Origin of the sequence: Roseburia lenta (assembly GCF_014287435.1) — a bacterium.
Lineage (GTDB): Bacteria > Bacillota > Clostridia > Lachnospirales > Lachnospiraceae > Pararoseburia > Pararoseburia lenta.
In genome coordinates, this window is the sequence record NZ_JACOPG010000002.1 from 638,646 (window position 1) to 659,496 (window position 20,851).

The window sequence follows — 20,851 nt, forward strand, 5'->3', positions numbered from 1 at the left end:
TTCTTTTTCCCTCTATCATCTTATAATAGTATCTACATGAAAAAACGCGGATGGCTTTTCGCGTGTTTGTTGGAGGTTACAATGAGTCAGGCTTTGGTCATTTTATGTGGTGGTGACAGTTCCCGCATGGGAACCGACAAGGCACTGCTGCCATTCGGTGATGAATGCTTATTAGAATATATGGTGCACAAGTTTGCGCCCCACTTTGACCGCATCTACCTGTCTGTCAACCAGCGTGGTGACTACGGACATCTGGATCTGGATGTCACGGAGATACCTGACATCTATCTCAATGCCGGTCCCATAGGGGCGATCTTGAGCAGCCTTACCATGATCGTTGAAAACCGTGCTTTTTTTGTAACCATTGATACCCCTTTTATCCAGCCGTCACTCTGCAAGCACCTGCTTGCGGCATCCGAAAACTACGATGCCTGTTCGCTGGCTCTGCGCGATCACTATGTCGACACCATCGCCTGCGTGTATTCCAAGGCGTGTATTCCTGCCTTTGGCAAGTCCATCCTTTTGAACAACCGCACCAACAGCCAGATCCAAGCCAAGTGCTATATCAACTATGTGCCGGTTTCGGATGTTGCGCTCTGCTCGACCATGCCTTTTGAAGACCAATTTTATCGTCTGAGCGACCGCGATTCCTATTACTATGCCCTTTTCCACCAGTTACAGGACATCAGCAGCATCCGCCATTAGTCCAAAAATCTGCCCAGTTGCGGCATCCAATCGCCAAAAAAGATCTGATCTTCCATCAGTTTTTCCCAGATAGGCTCTAAGAACCTACAGATCAGCCCGTGCACTTCCTGCCAGGCTGGCTCTTTTTTCTTCTCCTTACGCAAAAGGCTTTTCCATTTCTTTTCCATATAAGTGTATGTACCGTATCCGCTCAGACTTTCCCATACCAAGGCACTGCATTTTACATGGTCTTTGCGGCACAAGGCCCCTAAACTTTCCTGTACCTTGCGTCCCTCCAAAGGGTATTTGCTCAGGATCTCGTATAGTTTTTGGTAGTGCTCCATGTCCTGCAACAATTCCAACTGCTTTACAATGGGCAGCAGATGCTCCGCCGCGATCTGCTCTACCGGGTATGCGTATATACCGATCGTCTTGTTATTCTCCAAAAAAAGCCGCAGATTTTCTTCCTTTGGAAAAATATGCTCTCCGCCAAAAGGCAGAAGGCTGACGCGAAAAGGCACATACATGCCGCAGACTTCCATGGAAAAGTTCATCCGAAATCCCTGACCTTCTTTTTCCTCGGAAACCAGTTCTACGCCAAATCCTTCTTTTTCATATGCCTGCAATAAATCTTGTCGAATCCGCTCTTTGATCTCCTTGAAGGCTTTGCCACCGGTATAATAGTAGCGGACCTTCTCTGAGACCGATTTCTTATAAACATCCAGCCCCAGCCTGTCACTGCCCTCCAGCCAGAAGTCTTTGGCATCCGCCAATTCTGCAAAGATGCGCACCGTTGTCTCCAGGACATAGGCACTTAAAATATGGGAAAAAGGAATATCCAGTTCCTGACTCTTTGTCTTGATCCATGCTTCGTTTATCATGCTATGCTCCTACAACCAGATTCCAATCATGTTTTGCACTTTCTTTAAGACCTTGCGCTCCTTGGCATACTCCATCAGCGCCGCAACGTCCTTATCCTCATCACCGATATAGGTAAGGATGGCTTTCTTGAAATCGTTTCGATCCATTTTATCCTGATACTTGAGGCAGTCGCAGACCAGACGGTCTTTGGTATAGATCTGCATGGGCTCGCCTGCCAGTTTTATGGTCGTCACGCCCATACCCAGCACCTTTGGTTCCGTGTAATATGGCTGCAGATTCGGGTAATCCATCTTAAAGCGGGACTTGGAAACATTCTTGCTGACAGCAATGTGCCATGCATAAGGACGCTGTTCCAGATAACCGTGATAAAAAAGAGCGGATTCCATGGTAAGCACTCCATCCGAGAACATGCGCGCCACCATACTTTCTTCCGATCCGTCAAAATACTTGGTCGTATAATAACCGCTTTTGACCCGCTTGAGATAACCTTCCTTCAGAAATTGCAAAATGCGTCGGTAGTCAATCCCCATGGCGAGAATATCCGCTGTCTTTGCCATGCCTTGATTTTTTTGCACCAGGGCATCGATCTGCTCCAGATCATAGGCTTTCTTTTCTTCGCGGCTCAGATTTGTTAATTCCATTTTCCCCACTCCTTGATCTTACATTAGGTAGTTTCATACATTCCTTGCCTTTATTATAAGAATATGTATATTTGATGTCAATTCTATATACCTGTCCTTTCTTCCTCTTTTTTGTCTTGCATTTCCATGATTTTTGTCGTATATTGATGAAAGACAAACATTTTTGTCTTTTGATAATATAAAAGACAGTAAGGAGATACATTATGCCGGAAATGGAAAGAAGACTTCGCAAGAACCCATCCCGTAAAGAATGTGAGGATATCATCCGCCGCATCCTTATGACCGAGATGCTGGAAAAAGGAAAGAACGAACATTTTAAGACTGCCACCGATTTCATGAAATACTTTGAATCACTCTACCCAGCCAGCGACAGTCTAACCAAGCAGGTACAGCGTGCCATCAAGTCCCTTGATATGCCAAAGGATCCAAACGGCTACTTCATCATCAATAAGACTGCCGAACAGTTGGATCAGGATCAGGAACTTTCCTTCATGCTGCAAAAAAGCAAGGCACATGTGACTTCCCTGGAGGACTATGAGACACTCTTTCTAGCAACAGATCCTAACTACAAGTCCTACCTCTTACAGTTGATCCGGGAATCCAAGACCTGTCACGGCAAATATATCACGATCTTAGATACAACAGACGGGCTTTTATTCTATACGAAAAATGCATCCCAACTCCGTATCCTCTTGGAAAGCCTCATGCAACATTCCTGATATTGTCTGACAATAAATATCATATACGCTAAATATCCGACATTATATGGTGCAGATACAAATGTCTGCAAATAGCAAAACGACAATATACAAATTGTATATTGTCGTTTTTTATATCTTAACCATATATTATAGTCTAATTCAGATTATCTTGTCCTTTTTGACCGTTTTGTATTTCTATGGATAGGCTTGCCGGAAGTCCGGTTAGGCTGTCGCCTTGTAGCCGTGCCTCTGCTTGACGCTGCACGGCTTGCTGCCGCTTTTCGTTTGCGCCTCTTATTACGGCTGATCTGACGATAACGGCTTCTCTTCTTTCGGTCTTCGTTCTTTCTGTGATGGCTCAAAAGGATCTGTCCTGACATGACATTCCATACATAAACTGCCAATAAAAAGATCAGGATAATGCCGATCACCAGAAGAATGGTCTTAAAATCAATGCGGAAATACTTTACTTTGGATCCGCCTTCATCTGCGGAAATATTGTGGAAAGGATAGGTTGCCTTTGTGTTCTTCTCATAAATAACATTGGCTCCTCCCACCTGCTTTCCGGCATAGGTATAGGAGATCTTTGCAACGGCTCCCTTATCAGCATTTTTATCTGTCGGTGTGACCGTCGCCTGCGCATCGGTAAAAGATGCTGTATTTGGAAGAACGACCACGCCGTCCTCATCAACACGGATCAGATCGATCTTATCACTGAGTGATTCCAGTGCCGCCTGATCGCTCATATCCGAAAGGTTGACATTGTCCGCTACCGAATATAAGGAAAAGTTCTGAAAACAGTATTCAAACAGATTTTCCGTATCATTATAATGCGCCGGATTATTGCTGTCTAAGATCACACAAAGGAGGGTCATACCATTTTTCTGTGCATAGGTAACGAGGGTATTTCCCGCTTCATCCGTATAACCGGTCTTACCGCCTAGCGCATATTCATACAGGTTACTGCTTCCCCTGTGATTACTGATCATACCATGGGTATTGTTACAATTATATGCCTCTTTTTTGTTGTCTGCCGGGATCGTGTATGCCCTGGTAGAACTGATCTTGCGAAATTCCGGATACTGGTAAGCCGCACGCGCGATCAAAGCCATGTCTCTCGCCGTCACATAATGATCCGGGTTGGGAAGTCCGTTCGGATTGGCAAAATGTGTACCGGTACAACCCAATTCCTTTGCCTTGGCATTCATCATTTCCACGAACTTGTCCATACTGCCGCCGCCCACATGCTCGCCGATCGCCCAAGCACATTCGTTGGCAGACTCTAACATCATACCGTAAAGACAGTTCTCCAGCGTCATTTCTTCCCCGACTTCTCTGGCAATATGAGAGGTATCTCCCTCATTGCCATAGACTGCTTCCTCTGAAAAAGTGACTATCTCGTCCAGATCACAATTTTCCAGTGCCAAAAGTGCGGTCATGACCTTGGTGATACTCGCCGGATAATGGGAGGTATCCGCATTCTTTTCATAGAGGACAGTTCCTGTCTCCATCTCTACGACGATTGCAGCTCCCGATGTCACGCTGACATTGTCCGGCCAATACTCCGCTGCCTGTGTATTTATGGCACTGCCAAGCGACGATACTGCCGTGATCGCTCCCGCAAGACATAATGCTATCCACTTCTTTATTCTATTCATTTGCTTCTCTTTTCTATCTCTTTTCTTTTATACTGCCCATATCTGTGCTTCTTTTTGCACATACAGTAATAGTATAATCGCATCGTTTTTCATCTGCAACAGATTTCTACCACGAAAGTCCTATTTTATGATATAATCGTTTTGCTAAATTTTAAAATAATTTGAGATGGAGATCCTATATGAGATTAAGAAATATTCCGGGCGCAGACGAAGTGATCGCCAGCAGCCCTTATTGTGTGCAGGATGCCGCTTCCCTTGCAGGAAACTGGCAATCTATTTTTCCGCAGAAACAGCCACTCCATATCGAGATCGGTATGGGAAAAGGTCAGTTTATCATGGGCATGGCAAAGGCACACCCCGACATCAACTATCTTGGCATTGAGAAATACACCAGCGTCCTTTTACGCGCGGTGCAAAAGATGGAAGCCGAGGAAAGCCCGATCGACTCCTTACGCTTTCTCTGCTTTAACGCAGAGGACATTGCGGAGATCTTTGCTCCGGGAGAAGTTGACCGAATCTATCTGAATTTCAGTGATCCCTGGCCAAAGGACCGGCATGCCAAGCGCCGCCTGACATCTTCTGCCTTTTTAGACCGCTATGACAAGATCCTGAAAAAGGGCGGTCACATCGAGTTTAAGACCGACAACCGCGACCTTTTCGACTTTTCTGTAGAAGAGATCGAAAATTCCAGCATCTGGCAGATCGATGCAAAGACCTATGATCTGCATCAGGATGCGTCCATGAACCCCGGTAACATCATGACTGAGTACGAGGAAAAGTTCTCCTCCAAGGGCAACCCGATCTGCAAACTGATCGCCAGCCGCATAGACGCCTAAGATAAATATTTATCAATTTTTTCCTCGACCAGATCCTGCCCGATCACGATCACGACATCCTGTCCTGCCCCGATCGGTGCAAAACGGATCTGGTCTTTTGTCGCGTTGAGTTCGACCCACTTCTCATTCTGATCCAAAAAGAAGCCTTTGATACGGAATACCTTGCCGCAGGATACATCTGCAAATACCTGCTTTACCAGAACTTCCAGCCGATCACGATCAAAGGCTTTATTCATATAATATAAAGAGGAAAACTCGCCGCTGTCATCCACAAAGCGTTTCTCATAACTCTCGATACGATATCCACAATTAGCGATCTTCTCAAAATCTTTATCCACAAATTGCAAAACGCTCTTTCGGATAACTTCCTCTGAAAATCTGCGTTTGCACTGAATGCCCTCCATGGCTGCATTCAGATGTGCAATGGTCTCATCCATCTGTACCGGATCCGCCTCATCTGCATGGGAAAGCAGGATACAGCCTGCATTTGCCGCTTCACTTGCCAAGAGGTAATCGGCTGTCTCCGACAGGTCTTTTTCCAGTTTTGCATCCACGATCGTGATCACATTGCCGATCTCATACCACTGGTCTAAAGGATCCTCACGCAGGGCATCAAAAAATTCATCCACATCATAGATCCCGGACGGCTCTACGATCACCCGGTCATAACCGCACATACCCATGGCGATCAGTTTGGTGCGAAAGCGCCTGCGGTGACAGTCTGCGTCACATCCTCCGGCGATTATTTCCAACTCACACTTTTCCCCTTCCAGATCCTGCAAAAGCATCATATCGACATTGATGGCACCATAGTCATTTTCCAGAATACCGATATTTAAGCCCTGACGCATAAGGTATCTGGCATATTCTTTGATAAAGGTTGTTTTCCCGGATCCCAGAAATCCGGTGATGAGATCGATTTTTACCATAACTTCTCCTTTTTCTGCTTGCTGCGATGATACTTAAAGAGCACATAAATAACCATGAGCACGGCACCCAGCACAAAGGATGTCGGATAGGTCAGATACACGCCCATCACACCGTCGATACGCGATGTCATGGTCCAGATCCAGATCACACGGAAAAGACAGAGCGAGATCAGGATGATCGCCATCGGTCCCATGGTATCTCCGGTTCCACGCAAAGCCCCTGCTAAGGAGTGAATCACGCCCAAAACACTGTAAAATGGGGCAAGTGCCCAGATGCACATAACACCGGATGTAATGACTTCCGGCTCCTTGGAAAAGGCGGAAATAATCTGGGTATCAAAGCCTAACATAATGGCTGTCATCATCAGTGTATAGCATAAATTGATGACAAAGATCATGGCTGCACCCTGGAAAGCCCGCTTGCGCTTGCCTGCACCGATATTTTGTCCGACAAAAGTCGTCGCAGCCATGGAAAAACTGAGGATCGGCAGGATATTGAAGCCGTCTACCTTCATATAGGCGGAAAATCCTGCAACAACATTGGTTCCGTAAGCATTGACACCTGTCTGGATCAAAATGTTGGAAAAACTGATGACTGCATTCTGGATGGCAGCCGGAAGTCCGATACGGACAACGCGCATCGCCCAATATTTATCCAGGCTGATGTCACGGAATACTACGCGATAAGGCGCATCCACTTTTGCCAGATAGCGGAATGCCAGAATACTGCTGACGCCCTGACTGATGACCGTCGCGATCGCAGCCCCTTCCACGCCCATGCCAAATCCGCAAATCAGCAGAAAATCCAGAGCAATATTGACAAGGGATGAAACCACAAGATACTGAAGCGATTTTGTGGAATTTCCGACAGCATTTAGGATGGCTGCCAACATATTATAAAAGGTCATGAAGATCATGCCGCCAAAATAAATGCGCAGATACAGAACCGCCTCCGGCATCATATCTTCCGGTGTTCCCATGGCACGCAATAACTGCGGACAAAAGGCAACGCCAACCACTGTCGATACCAGTCCCAGTACCACGGCAATCCCCAACATATTGTGGATCACATGGTGGAGTTCATCGTAACTTTTGGCACCATAGAACTGGGAGATCAAAATACCGCCTCCGGCGGATGCCCCCAGACAAAAGGCGATCAGAAAATAGGTCAACTGCCCGCTGGCGCCGACCGCCGCAAGTGCTGTCGCTCCTACATAATTACCAACCACGAAAGAATCGACCGTGCTATACAACTGCTGCATGAAATTTCCCAATATCAAGGGGATCGCATATATGATAATGGATTTAATAATTTTACCTTCTGTCATGATTTCCTACTCTAATTCTGTATATTCCAGTCCGATCTGCTTACGGATCCGGTCTAAAATGTGCATTACATCGGATGTCGCCTGCAGCGGCACCATCTTACTTTCCAGCCTGCCTGCCCGGATATCCTCTGCCACGGCGTCAAATTCATCCAGATAAGAATTGATGCGCGGTCCCGGACCCTTAAACACTTCTTTATGAAAGATGTTCTTTTTATAAGTAACTTGATTGGTCGCATGATAAAAAGACGCTTGAATCTTACCCTTTTCTCCGCTGATGGTCATCTTTTCCAGCCCCTTCATATCCACGATAGACGCGGAGATCCTGGCAGTCAGTCCATTTTCAAAGGTCAGCATCACATCCTCGCCATAATCGATACCATTCTCGATCGTACCGCTGCTCTCGATTTTTACCGGATAGCCCCACAAACGATAAGCATAGGTGATCGGATAGATCGTGATGTCCAAAAGGGCACCGCCGGCACGCTTTGGATCCGACACACGTGGTGCATATTTGACAGACTTCATATGATAAGTGAAGTTGGCATCCGTCACCTTTCCCAGTTTGTCCTCCATCAACCATAATTTGACCTGATTGGCAGCCGGAGAGAACCAGGTCCACATGGCTTCTGCCAGATAGACTTTCTTTTCCCTTGCAAGCGCGATCAGACTGTCGGTCTCCTCCGCTGTGACCGTAAACGCCTTTTCACACAATACCGGCTTGCCCAGTTCCAGAGCCTCTTTGACATAACGGAAATGCGCATTGTGGGGTGTCACGACATAGACGCCCTCCACACCATCTGCTAAAATGGCTTCCTCGGCGCTCCCATATGCCTTGCAATGGAACTCCTCCGCAAAAGCCTTGGCATTATCCATATTTCTGGTATAGCAGGAGACGATCTCATGTCTGCCACTGGCAAGCAACTGCCCTGCCACCTGATGTCCCAATTTCCCCGTTCCGATAAAACACCATCTAAACTTTTCCATGAAAAACCTCCTGTATTATAAAATGATAAAGAAAAAAGTGCTGTTTCTATCAGCACCCCATCAACTATAAGATCCCCTCATAAAATACGAAAAGCAGGATACGGGAGTCGAACCCGCCTATCCAGCTTGGGAAGCTGGCGCCCTACCGATAGACTAATCCTGCCTGTGTTACCAATCTTGGTACAAATAACATTATAGCACGCTGCAAAAATTAAGAAAAGCATGGGAAGGATCTTTTTTTGAAATTTCCTGCCAAAGCACACAAGCATAATTTATGCATAAAATAAGAGAAAGCCCGGAGACTTTCTCTTATATGAAATGCTGTTTTTATATTCCTTACTTCTATCGGTCTTTTCACTGCCTTAAGATCTGTAAATGCCTGCGAAAATCCTTTCGCTGTCTCAGCAAAGACTTAAAACACCTGATCTAGTGTGCAAGACTATTTTTGTCCGTAGTAGGCGTTTGCTCCATGTTTGCGATAGTAGTGCTTATCCTGCAATTCTACCGGTGCCGGAGCAACCTTTGGATTGATCATCTCACAATTTGCCGCCATTTTTGCAACTTCTTCCAAAACGACTGCATTGTGTACTGCCTCATGTGCATCTTTGCCCCATGTAAATGGTCCGTGGTTCTTGCAAAGAACCGCAGGCGTTGCGATATAGTCGATGCCCTGTCTCTCAAACTCATCAGCGATCAGGATTCCTGTGTTGAGTTCGTAAGCCTCATCGATCTCCTCCTTAGTCAAGTTGCGGACACATGGAACGTCTTTGTAAATATAGTCTGCATGGGTCGTACCGTAGCAAGGAATATTTCTTCCTGCCTGCGCCCAAGATGTCGCCCAGGTAGAGTGGGTATGCACGATACCGCCAATATCCGGGAAACGGTTGTAAAGTACCATGTGGGTCGCCGTATCGGAAGAAGGGTTGTACTTGCCCTCAACCTTATTGCCCTGCAAATCCACAACGACCATATCTTCCGGTGTCAGTTTGTCATAATCTACACCGCTCGGCTTGATTACAAAAAGTCCTGCCTCCCTGTCGATACCACTGACATTGCCCCAGGTAAATGTCACCAACTGATATTTTGGCAAAAGCATATTTGCCTCATAAACTTCTCTTTTTAATTGCTCTAACATAAGATCCTCACCTCATTTTGTCAAAAATTACAGTTTCTCTACCGCTGTCTGCTCTACTGCGATCGCATCCTTAAAGATCTTGGCATATGCATCAAAGCCCTCTACGTCCTTTGGATCCGGGTCAACGGATGAGCCAACCGCATCTGCAAAGACACGATCTGCCAGATAATCGGCAAGTGTCTCCCCTGCTTCCTTATTGACCAGATAGGCTGCCAGAAGTGCCATGCCCCAAGGACCGCCTTCGCCTGCCGTCTCCATAACAGAAACCGGTGTATCCAGTGCTGCTGCCAGATAATTCTGGGCTACGCCCTTGGTCTTAAAGATACCGCCATGTCCATAGATAGCGTCGATCTCAACCTTTTCTTCCTGTAAAAGCAGATCCATGCCGACTTTCAAAGCACCGAAACTTGCATACAGATGAGACCGCATGAAGTTTGCCAGTGTAAACCTGCTCTCCGGAGTCCGTACGAACATCGGACGTCCCTCTACGCAGTTCATGATATTTTCGCCGGACAAAAATCCATAGGAAAGCAATCCGCCGCAATCCGGGTCTGCCTCCAAGGACTTGCGATAAAGCGTACCATATAATTCATCCCCGGACACCTTTACACCAAAAGTATCTAAGACTTCGCCACATAATCCAACCCATGCATTCAGGTCACTTGTGCAGTTGTTGGCATGTACCATGGCAACCAGACTTCCGTCCGGTGTCGTTACCATGTCAATCTGTGGGTAGTATTTGGTAAGTTCCTTATCCAGAACCACCATGGCAAATACGGATGTTCCGGCGGAAACATTACCTGTACGCTGTTTGACGCTATTGGTCGCAGCCATGCCCGTTCCGGCATCTCCTTCCGGTGGAGCGATCGGAATGCCTGCCTCTAATTCACCGCTTGGATCCAAGAGTTTTGCACCTTCTGCAGTAAGACTTCCTGCACTTTCTCCGGCAAGACGAATCTCCGGTAAAATATCTGCCAGATGCCATGCAAAGTGGCGGTCTGCGATCAGATCTTCAAACTTATCCATCATGACGGCATCGTACTGCTTTGTCTTAGGATCAATCGGGAACATACCGGATGCATCACCGACACCCAGCACCTTCTCCCCTGTCATGCGCCAGTGGATATAGCCAGCCAGCGTCGTAAAGAAAGCAAGGTCTTTTACATGGTCTTCGCCGTTTAAGATCGCCTGATACAAATGCGAGATACTCCAGCGCTCCGGGATATTGTATGAAAACAGTTGACTCAATTCTGCGGCAGCCGGACCGGTCGTAGAATTTCTCCATGTCCGAAATGGCACCAGCAGATTTCCGTCTTTATCAAATGCCAGATATCCATGCATCATGGCAGAAAAACCAAGTGCAGCAACTTTTGTCAATTTCACATCATATTTGTCTGCCACATCTTTTTTCAGATTGGCATAGGCATCCTGCAAACCTGCCCAGATCTCATCATCATGGTAGGTCCAGAAACCATTTTCCAGACGGTTCTCCCAGATATGGTCCCCACTTGCGATCGGCTTGTGCGCCTCATCGATTAGCACTGCCTTAATTCTCGTCGAACCAAATTCAATTCCGAGGATTGCCTTTCCACCGGCAATCAATTCCCCTATGTTTCCCATAAGTACCTCCTCAAATTATTTAAAATTATACAAGGCTCTGTTATAAGACCTATGATCCTTATTCTGCATTTAGTATAGCATTGCCGGTTTTTTTCCACTATACGTTTATTAACGAATTTAGTTCACTTTTTTATCGCACTGGTCTGGAGATCCTCTGCCGACCGACAGGGAGATTTTTGGAAAATAAAAAAGCGCCAAACCTAGACATTTCTAAGTCCGACACTCTTCAAATGCGCGATCAGGGGTTCGAACCCTGGACACCCTGATTAAGAGTCAGGTGCTCTGCCAGCTGAGCTAATCGCGCATATACTTGTCTGTCGTTCCTGACGACAAAAAATATATTACTACGACTCGATGAAAAAAGCAAGTACTTTTTTCATTTTTTTCTAAATAAATTTTGATTTCTCAAATTTGATAAAAATATATTTATATGCCATTCAAAAAGGAGCCGTGATTTCGCATCACGACCCCTGATTTTTTACATATTTGCAAATAAGGCTGCGATCTCATCCGGTGACAAGACCTTATTCGGATCTGACAAATCCGGCATTGGTGGCTTTTCTTCAGCGGCAGGCTCCGGCATTGGTTCCGGCTCTGCTATAGCATCCAGATCTGGCAGATCGTCTGCACTTTCTGTATATTCCTCAAGATCCGGCAGATCCAGATCATCCAACTCGTCCAGACTTGGCAGATCATCTACAGATGGCATGTCCTCCATGACAGGTACTTCTTCTGTCTCCCCTGCCTCTTCTTCGATCGCCTCAGCCTCCTCGGCTGCGACCGGTCCCTCATCGACCATCGGAGCATCCTCCTCGATCACGGTCTCATCCTGACGCATTTCCTCTGTATCCGATGCAAGGCTTGCAAGCATGGCATCGATCTCTGCCTGCGAGATCTCTCCGCCATTGTCAACAGGCTCTGCCTCCGGTGCGGCTGTCACTTCTTCTGCTTCCTCCGGCATTTCAACCGCTTCTTCTATGATCGGTTCGGCTACGGATTCTTCTATTACAGGTTCTTCCACAGTCTCTTGTGCAAGAGTTTCCTCGGCTGCTGCAAAAGCATCATCCTCTACCGGCTCCTCCGGAATCGGTGCTTGTGCTTCCGCTGCCGGGCTTTCTGCTACCGGACTTGCCGCCGGCTGTGCTGCCTGACGGAGTTCCAGATCGGAAATCTCCTGCTTCATCTGCTCCAATGCCTGATGCAGGGCAGCAAACTGATCCTGCATTCCCTGATTATTAGCCACAAGTTCTTCTCTCGTCTGCTGCAAGAGTGTCTCCTGCTGGCGAAGAAGGGCATCATTATTGTCTGCCAGTTTTTCCTCAAATCCAAACACGCGCTGAATCAGTTCATCATTGGCATTCATAAGCGCGTCTGCATTTTCCTTACTTCTGGAAATCGTTACCTTTGCAACTGCCTTTTGTGCTGTGATAATATCTTCCGCCGGAAAATTCGTATTTTCCTCTAACTGGTTCAGGCGTTCGTTCAACTCATCAAAGTATTTTCTCTGTGCAAGATAAGATGCCTTTTGCGCCTTATAGATGTCCTCGTAATCCAGTCTCTCTTTTTCTTTATTTTTCTGGCTCAGTTCGATGATCGATAAAACAAGAAAGAAGAGAACCGCCACCATACAAATGGCAACAATCAGTAAAACCGGAAAATTGCCTTTGGCGTGTATCATAAAGTAAATTTCCAACAAGAGAAATAATGCCTCGATCACACTGGCAAAAGCAATGGTAATTTTTTCTTTTTTCATGAATGTCCCCCGTTTTCCTCTATTAAGACATATTTGTACATTTAAAGACATTATACCCTGTCTTGCCAAACTTTCCAATAGAAAAACGGATGACTAATCTAAAAACTGCTGCATTTCTGACCAATCAATCTTCTTATCTTTAAAATAGTACTCTTTATCATGGTCGTTGATCTGTCGAACGACACGGCATGGCGTACCCATTGCTACCGAATTGGACGGAATATCCTTGGTTACGACACTACTGGCACCGATCACGACATTGTCCCCGATCGTAACACCCGGCACAACGATAACACCGGCTCCCAGCCAGCAATTCTCCCCGATATGAATCGGCATATTGTACTGGATGCCATGTTTGCGCAATTCCGGCAGCATAGGATGTCCTGCAGTCGCCAAAACGACATTTGGTCCAAAGAGAGTATGGCTGCCTACATAGATATGGGTATCATCTACACAGGTCAAGCCGAAATTTGCGTAAACTCCGTCTCCAAAATGTACATGTTTGCCGCCCCAATTTGCATGAAAAGGCGGTTCTATGTAACAATCTTTTCCCACATCTCCCATCATTTCCTTCATGATAGCATTGCGCTTATCCATTTCCGACGGTCTGGTCTGGTTGAAATCATACAAACGATCCAGGCATACCATCTGTTCTTCCATAACGCTGTCATCGTTCGGATCATATAACTTTCCATTGTGCATATTGTCTCTTTGTTCCATTTATAAAACCCTCCTTTAACTTTTCTATTCTTCTACGATATAGTTGTCCCTGCCGCCCCGCTTTACGCGATAAAGGATCTTGTCTGCCTCGTCAAAAAATGTTCGGAAATCCTTGTTTTCTGACAACTTACCATTCTTGTAACCCTGCGACAAGGTCACATGGACGCCTGCGAGCGAGTTTTCATTCGGAATGGCTTTTTCCATCAATTTCTGCCGGATCTGGTCTGCGATCTCCTTGATCGCCTCATTTTCATGGTTTAAGATGACGACTAAGAACTCATCCCCGCCATAACGGTAAACCTTGCCAGAGTGCTTGCTGACAACGTCCTGAATAATACTGGCGATATCTTTTAAGCAGTCGTCTCCGCTCAGATGTCCGTAAGTATCATTCTTTTCCTTGAAGCAGTCAATATCCAGAATACCTACACAGAGGCGCTGTAAATCCTTTTTGCAGAAACCGGCAAGATCTTCGCCCAACTTGTAACGGTTGAATACACCTGTCAACTGGTCGGTATCAGACTTCTTTTTTGCCTGTTTCCGCTCCCTCTCATTATTTTCCAAAGCAACCCTGACATCATAGGCTGCCTCTTTGTCATATCTGTCCTTTTCAATCTTCTCATTGTAAAGATCTGTCAATTCCATGCATTTTTTCGTATAGGAAGGCATATCATCCATGGTCTGATACCACTTACGCCACATCTCGTTGACAAACAACTTGAGGTCAAGCACGTTTGCCTTCGTCGAATATCTCTCCATGATCTCAATGACCTGCTTCCATTTATCGTATTCCTGCATATCTATCAATAATTGGCATAATTCCGTAAAGTTTTGTACATAATTGCCAATCGCAGTATATTCTGTGGCACATTTTATCAGATAATCCAGTTTCTCATAGACCAGGTCTTTCTTGCCAAGAACCCAATTTACCCGACTTTCCATCACATCATAATCAAAACGGATCCACTCCTCATCTGGCATATATTCAATCAATGGACGCTCCAGAATGAGAAACTTTTCCACCATGTCATATTGCTTTAAGGACATATAAGAGTCCTGCATATTGATGTATGCACCCAGCACGCGCTCCTTTTGGTTCGGATCCTGATCTAAATGATACTTGCGGATGACTTCCTCTGCCAGATTAAAATAGACCAAAGCCTTTTCATGCGCGCCAATGACCTGATATTCGCAACCGATATTGACATAGCCCATCATCTCATAGATCGGATAGCCATATTTTTGCGCGATCTCAATACATTGAAAAAGCTGGTCGATCGCCATACTACCGTTGCCGGTTGCTCCCAAAAGAACCGCCAACATATTCAGACTGGAAGCACATCCTTCCTTGTCACCAATTGTTTCAAATGTATTTTTTGCCTTTTCGGTCAGGGTAATACTGTCATCGGTATTCCCCCTCTCATACTCCAGACGACCATCTTTTAAATAGTCATAGGCAAGTTGTCTCAACTGTTCTGTGTCTTGTTTCATAAAGGCGCTCCAAACTAAAAAATTCTTTCATTTGTAAAAAAGAAAATCATTTATAGTGTAACATCGTTTCCTAATTATTTAAAGATGACAATGTTTAATTTCTGTGATATTTCTTAGAGTTTCCTGCATTTTCCTGCCTTATTTGACAGAAAAATCCCACGGTGCTACTATTAGGTTAGTATAAACTAACACGCAAAGGGAGATTTATCATATGAAAGTATATACATTTGGAGATAAGGAAAAACCGACCATCATGTTGTTTCCGGGAACCTGCTGTTACTGGAAAAATAATTTCGGTCATGTCATAAAACCCTTGGAAGAACATTTTTACACGCTGGTTGTCAGTTATAGCGGATTTGACGAGACGGAAAAGACAACTTTCATCTCAGAATTGGATGAAGTCGCTAAGATCGAAGATTATATAGAAGAAAATCTGGATGGCAAACTCTTTGCCGCATACGGCTGCTCACTGGGCGGATCCTTTGTATCCCTGCTGGTAGACAGGCAAAAGATCCATATCGATCATGCCATCATCGGCTCCAGCGACATGGACCAGGCGCCAAAGTGGCTCGCCTATCTGGAGACATCCCTTATGCTGCCTCTCATTTATCCTGTCATGACAGGACATCCGGGCAAATTCATGAAAAAGCGCATGGACAAAATGCTTGCTGCCAATGATGAGCAAGCAGAATATGCCAAAAAATTTATGGCTTTTATGGGAATCGGCACCGACAGAGACTTCTCCTTTATATCCAAAGAATCGGTCAAAAATCAGTTCTACACGGATCTTTATACCAAAGTCGACGACCATATCCGCGTACCCGGAACAACCATCCATGTTTTCTATGCCATGAAAATGGGGCAAAAGTATGAAAAACGCTATTTGGAACATTTTGCCGATCCGGATATCCGCGCATTTGACCTGCGGCATGAGGAACTACTCTTGGATGCCGACCGCTGGGTCAGGGAAGTGTGCCTGACCTGCGGCATTTCCTGATCTTATAGGACGACCGGAACGGTACGTCTACCTATAGTTAGTTTTCATATATAGAAAGAAACAGATATTGGCATCCTCATCTGCGATTGACAGGATGAGGCGGTCTGCATAGACTGACTCCCGATTGACAATATAGTCTGTGGTAAAGCAGAGCAGGGTGGACGCATAGACCAAGGCAAACTGCCCTGTTTCATTCAGCGTCATTTTATTTTTCTGACGTTCAAAAAGCCTGACCCCAAAACATTTCTCCAGATTTTGCATGGAGCGTGTCATAGAAGGGGTTGAAATATGATACTTTTCTGCCACCTTAGATAGGGTTCCACACCTTTTGTTATATCTACATCCTGATCATGTAATACCATAGAAATTATATAATATGGAGTTCGATGATTATATTCACCAAAATCTCCTGATTCGTCAACAAAAATGCTCAATTCTTTCATCTATTTCTCCATATAAAAATGGCGGGTGTCTTACCCGCCATTTGGTGGACCCGGGTCTTGCGACCAGCCCAATATTTAATGTGCATACACACACCAGAATCATATCTGTGGTTATATTATGTGCGATAATATTAAAAATTACAACAATTTTTAATATATAATTTAATCACCAAAATTTGCTCTTATTTACTCAGAATTCCTACCTTATTCAACTCTAATATTGTAAAAAAGTCCCCACATATATCGACTTATTTTTCCCTAATAAGTCTGGCATACTCCGCTTCATCAATATGATATTTCTTTTTGATAATCACATAAGAAATTATCAATGCTAATACCGGTATGAGAACCATTCCAATTCGGAAAATAAGAGCCTGCTGCGCTGTTATTTCACTAATATACTTGTTTGCTTCCGCTAAAACCTCTTCACTGGAAAGATTTCCCTTGTTTACCTCTATCTCCAAAGCGCTGATGCTCTGGCTCTTAGCATAAACACCGCTCACAATAAGCACTAATGTTGAAAGCCCCTGATTAATTCCCCCCGCCAGTTTTACACTGAATGAGCGCACTGCAGATATGACTGAATCATGTCTTTCATGAAATCTTGCCTCATCATATTCGATCGTATTATTGATCATAACAACGATTGCCAGATTCATAAGTCCCTGAAAAAAGAAGATTACAAAACCGATTGCATTCAGAAGGATCACATTCTTCGGCAGCACATAACCAAACGCCATAAAGCAGGCATACCCAATCAGAAGAACAATAAAGCATACTTTAAGAATCTTCTCTCTTGAAAATCTCTTTGCCAGTCCTGCATAACTTGCCTGTGAGATCAGCATTCCAAGTCCATACATGACCGTAAAGTAAAATACCAGTGTTCCGCTTTCCGAATATCCGTACTCTGTATAAAAGAAATTCACCCCGAAAACAATCAGAATATTATTTGTAATATTAAAAAATATGGATGCCAGCCCTGATGCTACCAACTGGTCATTTCTTGCAAAAATATGGAACATATCCTTCAAAGACAATTTGTCTTTCTGTTCCTTTCGCGGCCGCTCCTTTATTCCAAATGCGGTCAGCATTTGAAAACAGATCAAAGCCAAAGCAACGATAAGTGCAACTATTCTGTATGCGTTTACTGCATTGCCGGCAATTACCACCGGTACAACTCCTGCAACTGAAAACTGTCCGATACACACGAAAATACTCATAATAGTTACAAGAGAATCTCTGGTTCCGGGATCAGAACTTAGCGACGGCAGAACACCCCAGTATGCAATATCATTCATTGTATAGGTCATTCCCCATAATAAATAAAACAGACTGTAAAAAGCCACAAATCCCCATCCACTTGGTCTTATGGTAAACAAACATACAATAACGATCGCATTTGTGATACAGCCAATCAGTATCCATGGCTTAAATTTTCCCATCTTGAAATGTGTATTTTCTATTATGATTCCCATTAGGAGATCATTAATGGCATCCCATACCATACAAAGAATCATTGCACCACTGATTACTGCAAACTGTGCACTTGTAAGGTTCATTGTATACTGTACATACAATATCAGGTACATGCTTACCAGTGCATATGCTGCATCTCTTCCTGTTGCACCGATACAATAAGTCCATTTTGTTCTTGCATCTAATTTTTCATTCATTTTAAAGCCCCCTTATTTGCTGAATCCACTATCTTTTTAATTGTCCTGTTTTTTATCAGACCTCCACTCTGATTACATACACTATCAATATTTCCCTCCAGAATACCTTCCGTCATCATTCTTACTTCCGGATCCTGCATGGATTTTGGAAAGTACATTAGTCTTGCTGCAATTTTTCCTATCCGGATCCATTTTTTTGCAAGCCGGGAATAAGGTGCCATCTGTATTAATGAGTTTTTTGTTGTAAACTCCCCAGGTTTCATATCTGAAAAATGGGTGTACGGATAAGAATAAATCATATTAAAATCTTTTTCAGAAAGAGGCACCTTCGTATTCCTGTATAGGGGAGAAACCAGTTTGGTTCCGTTCACTTCAACAGTTTCCGATAAACGTATATCCTGTAACGATGAACCTATCTGTATTTCATATACTCCTTCAATTACCTGAAATTCTCCGTTCTGATACACCGAAAAAGCCCTCTCATCAATAGCAATCACTATCTTTTTCTTCTCACTCGGCTTCAGGTCTGTTTTTTCAAACCCTCTTAATTCCCGGTTTGCCCGGAAATCGTCGGTTTGTGGATTTTTTATGTAAAGCTGCGATATTTCACTTCCAGATACCATTCCGGTATTTTCAATACAAAATGAAATTTGATAACTTTCGTTTGTAGCTTTACTAATCTGTAAATCAGAATAGGTAAACTGCGTATAACTCAGTCCATATCCGAAACAATATCTCACCGGAACATCAAATGTATCGTAATATCTGTATCCCGGAAAAATACTCTCCCGATACGCAACATCATCCAAATGGTGATTCTGCTCCCCCTGTCTTCCAAAATATCCATAACTAGGAACATCTTTTTCACAATAAGGAATCGATTCTGCAAGTTTCCCTGATGGATTAACAACACCTGTAACAAGCCTTACACAAGCTGCCGCTGCTGCTTCTCCACCAAGATATAACTGCAATAACCCTTTACATTTTGATGGAAGTTCCATATTATAGGGAGAACCGCTAACAGAAATAAATCCGATTTTATCATCTATACAAAGCATCTGTTCCAGCAAAGCTGTCTGGTTCGCCGGTAATTCAAAACTCTCCCTGTCATAACCTTCGCCCTCAGCAATATCTGTCAATCCACCAACAAAAAGGACTGGCATGTTCTGCTTCTTTGCTTTTTGCAATTTCTCCAAAGCTTCCTTTTCCAACCTGCTGTCTCTATGAAAGGTATTGCTCCTATAACCTCTGGCAAAATGTACTTTTATATGTTGTTTTTCAAATTCTTCTATAAAATTATCCACACGATCCGTATGAATATGGCTGCTGCCTCCACCCTGAATTCTCGGTTTATCGGCAAGGTCTCCGATCAGAAGAATTTCCCCTATATCCTTTAATGGGAAAAAGCCATCATTTTTTAGAAGTACTGCACTTTCTTCCTCAATCCGTCTTGCCAGTTCATGATTATGATTTCTTGTCTGCTCCGATACACACTTAGCTTCTTTCTTTTCAATTCTGTTCTTGCCATAAGCAGCAACTAACTTTTCAATTCTGTAGACAGAAGTTCTAAGCGCCTGTTCTAATCGCGAGTTCTTTTTTGCCGCTTCCAGTAACTCATTAAAATGATTTCCGCAGCTGTCCGGCATTTCTACATCCATTCCGGCAGCAATACAAGCCGGAAGATCTACGCATGCACCCCAATCACTCATTACCAGCCCCTCATACCCCCATTGCTTTCTAAGTATATCCGTCAGCAATTCATAATTTTCACAGGCCGGCACTCCATTCAGATAGTTATAACTTGCCATGACAGTTGCCGGTTTTGCACATTTTACTGTTTTCTCAAATGCACTCAGATAGATTTCATGCAAAGCACGTTCATCAATCATGGAATTACTCGTCATCCTATGAGTTTCCTGACTATTTCCGGCAAAATGCTTCAGGGATGTCCCCACTCCATTTGTCTGCATTGCACAAATATATGCTACTGCCAGTTCTCCGGCGAGAAAAGGATCTTCCGAATAATACTCAAAATTTCTACCACACAAAGGAGAGCGTTTTATATTGATCCCCGGTCCTAAAACAACAGATACACCAAGTTCTTTTGCCTCACTTGCCATTCCTTCTGCCATTTTTCCAATCAATTCTCTGTTCCAGGAACAGGCCGTACTGCTGGCAGTAGGAAAACAAGTTGCTTCGTAACTGTCATTATTCTTAGCCCCATCCTCCTGTGCGCGGATTCCGTGAGGTCCGTCCGATACATGAATGTTTCCTATGTGCCATGCTCCAGCCCCTGTCACAAGCCGGCACATTTCCTCAAGGCTTTTCCCCATAAAATACCTCCCATTCAATCCATTTATCTATCTTCAACATATCATC

At 44.4% G+C, this 20,851-nt stretch carries 17 protein-coding genes, 2 tRNA genes and 1 pseudogene; 4 read left to right on the forward strand and 16 right to left on the reverse strand.

Annotated features, from left to right (window positions below; all coding sequences use genetic code 11):
- Positions 1-81: 81 nt before the first annotated feature.
- A complete protein-coding gene (mobA, locus tag H8R94_RS07060) occupies positions 82-705 on the forward strand; it encodes a molybdenum cofactor guanylyltransferase (RefSeq protein ID WP_118534952.1) in 624 nt (207 codons plus the stop codon).
- Here the strand turns inward: mobA and H8R94_RS07065 are convergent.
- Both H8R94_RS07065 and H8R94_RS07070 read right to left on the reverse strand, forming a co-directional pair.
- Positions 702-1,565 carry a hypothetical protein gene (locus tag H8R94_RS07065; protein ID WP_186854233.1) on the reverse strand — a complete coding sequence of 288 codons (864 nt, stop codon included), beginning with the start codon at positions 1,563-1,565 and terminating at the stop codon, positions 702-704. The genes mobA and H8R94_RS07065 overlap by 4 nt on opposite strands.
- A 9-nt stretch (positions 1,566-1,574) precedes the next feature.
- Positions 1,575-2,207 carry a type IV toxin-antitoxin system AbiEi family antitoxin domain-containing protein gene (locus tag H8R94_RS07070; RefSeq protein ID WP_118534949.1) on the reverse strand — a complete coding sequence of 211 codons (633 nt, stop codon included), beginning with the start codon at positions 2,205-2,207 and terminating at the stop codon, positions 1,575-1,577.
- A gap of 203 nt (positions 2,208-2,410) precedes the next feature.
- On the opposite strand from H8R94_RS07070, the gene H8R94_RS07075 reads away from it, so the two are divergent.
- Positions 2,411-2,926 (forward strand): hypothetical protein, encoded by a 516-nt coding sequence (locus H8R94_RS07075; RefSeq protein WP_118280612.1) that lies wholly within the window; start codon positions 2,411-2,413, stop codon positions 2,924-2,926.
- Positions 2,927-3,072: 146 nt separating this feature from the next.
- Here the strand turns inward: H8R94_RS07075 and H8R94_RS07080 are convergent, their stop codons facing one another.
- Positions 3,073-4,566 (reverse strand): D-alanyl-D-alanine carboxypeptidase family protein, encoded by a 1,494-nt coding sequence (locus H8R94_RS07080; protein ID WP_186854234.1) that lies wholly within the window; start codon positions 4,564-4,566, stop codon positions 3,073-3,075.
- Positions 4,567-4,745: 179 nt separating this feature from the next.
- Here H8R94_RS07080 and trmB point away from each other — a divergent pair, with 179 nt between their 5' ends.
- The gene (gene trmB, locus H8R94_RS07085; RefSeq protein WP_186854235.1) at positions 4,746-5,402 is read left to right on the forward strand and encodes a tRNA (guanosine(46)-N7)-methyltransferase TrmB; all 657 of its coding nucleotides are present in this window, start codon (positions 4,746-4,748) and stop codon (positions 5,400-5,402) included.
- Here the strand turns inward: trmB and H8R94_RS07090 are convergent.
- From H8R94_RS07090 to H8R94_RS07135, 10 genes are all read right to left on the reverse strand, one after another.
- On the reverse strand, positions 5,399-6,331 hold the full coding sequence (locus H8R94_RS07090) for a GTP-binding protein (protein WP_186854236.1): 933 nt from the start codon (positions 6,329-6,331) through the stop codon (positions 5,399-5,401). The genes trmB and H8R94_RS07090 overlap by 4 nt on opposite strands.
- The gene (locus H8R94_RS07095; protein WP_118280616.1) at positions 6,325-7,659 is read right to left on the reverse strand and encodes an MATE family efflux transporter; all 1,335 of its coding nucleotides are present in this window, start codon (positions 7,657-7,659) and stop codon (positions 6,325-6,327) included. Before H8R94_RS07095 ends, H8R94_RS07090 begins: the two co-directional genes overlap by 7 nt.
- 6 nt (positions 7,660-7,665) lie before the next feature.
- Positions 7,666-8,643 carry a Gfo/Idh/MocA family protein gene (locus H8R94_RS07100; protein ID WP_186854237.1) on the reverse strand — a complete coding sequence of 326 codons (978 nt, stop codon included), beginning with the start codon at positions 8,641-8,643 and terminating at the stop codon, positions 7,666-7,668.
- Between the two features lie 92 nt (positions 8,644-8,735).
- Positions 8,736-8,806 (reverse strand) — tRNA-Gly (locus tag H8R94_RS07105).
- A gap of 276 nt (positions 8,807-9,082) precedes the next feature.
- Positions 9,083-9,778, reverse strand: a complete 696-nt coding sequence (locus tag H8R94_RS07110) for an L-ribulose-5-phosphate 4-epimerase (RefSeq protein WP_118280618.1) — start codon at positions 9,776-9,778, stop codon at positions 9,083-9,085.
- A 27-nt stretch (positions 9,779-9,805) separates the two neighbouring features.
- Positions 9,806-11,398 carry a xylulokinase gene (locus H8R94_RS07115; RefSeq protein WP_186854238.1) on the reverse strand — a complete coding sequence of 531 codons (1,593 nt, stop codon included), beginning with the start codon at positions 11,396-11,398 and terminating at the stop codon, positions 9,806-9,808.
- Between the two features lie 231 nt (positions 11,399-11,629).
- A tRNA-Lys gene (locus H8R94_RS07120) sits at positions 11,630-11,702 on the reverse strand.
- 174 nt (positions 11,703-11,876) lie between these two features.
- Complete coding sequence (locus H8R94_RS07125; protein ID WP_186854239.1) at positions 11,877-13,151, reverse strand: hypothetical protein; 1,275 nt, start codon at positions 13,149-13,151, stop codon at positions 11,877-11,879.
- A gap of 93 nt (positions 13,152-13,244) precedes the next feature.
- Complete coding sequence (locus tag H8R94_RS07130) at positions 13,245-13,871, reverse strand: sugar O-acetyltransferase (RefSeq protein ID WP_118534941.1); 627 nt, start codon at positions 13,869-13,871, stop codon at positions 13,245-13,247.
- A 24-nt stretch (positions 13,872-13,895) separates the two neighbouring features.
- Positions 13,896-15,359: a tetratricopeptide repeat-containing diguanylate cyclase gene (locus H8R94_RS07135; RefSeq protein ID WP_186854240.1), complete on the reverse strand. Its 1,464-nt coding sequence runs from the start codon at positions 15,357-15,359 to the stop codon at positions 13,896-13,898.
- A 211-nt stretch (positions 15,360-15,570) separates the two neighbouring features.
- On the opposite strand from H8R94_RS07135, the gene H8R94_RS07140 reads away from it, so the two are divergent.
- Positions 15,571-16,356, forward strand: a complete 786-nt coding sequence (locus H8R94_RS07140; protein ID WP_178009612.1) for an alpha/beta fold hydrolase — start codon at positions 15,571-15,573, stop codon at positions 16,354-16,356.
- A gap of 27 nt (positions 16,357-16,383) precedes the next feature.
- On the opposite strand, the pseudogene H8R94_RS12290 reads toward H8R94_RS07140, so the two are convergent.
- The 3 genes and pseudogenes from H8R94_RS12290 to H8R94_RS07155 form a co-directional block, all read right to left on the reverse strand.
- Positions 16,384-16,671 (reverse strand): annotated as a pseudogene (locus H8R94_RS12290) (helix-turn-helix domain-containing protein); the annotation flags it as partial.
- Positions 16,672-17,047: 376 nt separating this feature from the next.
- On the reverse strand, positions 17,048-18,472 hold the full coding sequence (locus tag H8R94_RS07150; RefSeq protein ID WP_186854241.1) for a glycoside-pentoside-hexuronide (GPH):cation symporter: 1,425 nt from the start codon (positions 18,470-18,472) through the stop codon (positions 17,048-17,050).
- Positions 18,469-20,772: a beta-glucosidase gene (locus H8R94_RS07155; RefSeq protein ID WP_186854242.1), complete on the reverse strand. Its 2,304-nt coding sequence runs from the start codon at positions 20,770-20,772 to the stop codon at positions 18,469-18,471. Before H8R94_RS07155 ends, H8R94_RS07150 begins: the two co-directional genes overlap by 4 nt.
- Positions 20,773-20,851 lie beyond the last annotated feature (79 nt).

Excerpts from the sequence above, each read along its gene's own strand:
- mobA (WP_118534952.1), top strand. The coding sequence starts at position 82 with ATGAGTCAGGCTTTGGTCATTTTATGTGGTGGTGACAGTTCCCGCATG.
- H8R94_RS07065 (WP_186854233.1), bottom strand. The coding sequence starts at position 1,565 with ATGATAAACGAAGCATGGATCAAGACAAAGAGTCAGGAACTGGATATT.
- H8R94_RS07070 (WP_118534949.1), bottom strand. The coding sequence starts at position 2,207 with ATGGAATTAACAAATCTGAGCCGCGAAGAAAAGAAAGCCTATGATCTG.
- H8R94_RS07075 (WP_118280612.1), top strand. The coding sequence starts at position 2,411 with ATGCCGGAAATGGAAAGAAGACTTCGCAAGAACCCATCCCGTAAAGAA.
- H8R94_RS07080 (WP_186854234.1), bottom strand. The coding sequence starts at position 4,566 with ATGAATAGAATAAAGAAGTGGATAGCATTATGTCTTGCGGGAGCGATC.
- trmB (WP_186854235.1), top strand. The coding sequence starts at position 4,746 with ATGAGATTAAGAAATATTCCGGGCGCAGACGAAGTGATCGCCAGCAGC.
- H8R94_RS07090 (WP_186854236.1), bottom strand. The coding sequence starts at position 6,331 with ATGGTAAAAATCGATCTCATCACCGGATTTCTGGGATCCGGGAAAACA.
- H8R94_RS07095 (WP_118280616.1), bottom strand. The coding sequence starts at position 7,659 with ATGACAGAAGGTAAAATTATTAAATCCATTATCATATATGCGATCCCC.
- H8R94_RS07100 (WP_186854237.1), bottom strand. The coding sequence starts at position 8,643 with ATGGAAAAGTTTAGATGGTGTTTTATCGGAACGGGGAAATTGGGACAT.
- H8R94_RS07110 (WP_118280618.1), bottom strand. The coding sequence starts at position 9,778 with ATGTTAGAGCAATTAAAAAGAGAAGTTTATGAGGCAAATATGCTTTTG.
- H8R94_RS07115 (WP_186854238.1), bottom strand. The coding sequence starts at position 11,398 with ATGGGAAACATAGGGGAATTGATTGCCGGTGGAAAGGCAATCCTCGGA.
- H8R94_RS07125 (WP_186854239.1), bottom strand. The coding sequence starts at position 13,151 with ATGAAAAAAGAAAAAATTACCATTGCTTTTGCCAGTGTGATCGAGGCA.
- H8R94_RS07130 (WP_118534941.1), bottom strand. The coding sequence starts at position 13,871 with ATGGAACAAAGAGACAATATGCACAATGGAAAGTTATATGATCCGAAC.
- H8R94_RS07135 (WP_186854240.1), bottom strand. The coding sequence starts at position 15,359 with ATGAAACAAGACACAGAACAGTTGAGACAACTTGCCTATGACTATTTA.
- H8R94_RS07140 (WP_178009612.1), top strand. The coding sequence starts at position 15,571 with ATGAAAGTATATACATTTGGAGATAAGGAAAAACCGACCATCATGTTG.
- H8R94_RS07150 (WP_186854241.1), bottom strand. The coding sequence starts at position 18,472 with ATGAATGAAAAATTAGATGCAAGAACAAAATGGACTTATTGTATCGGT.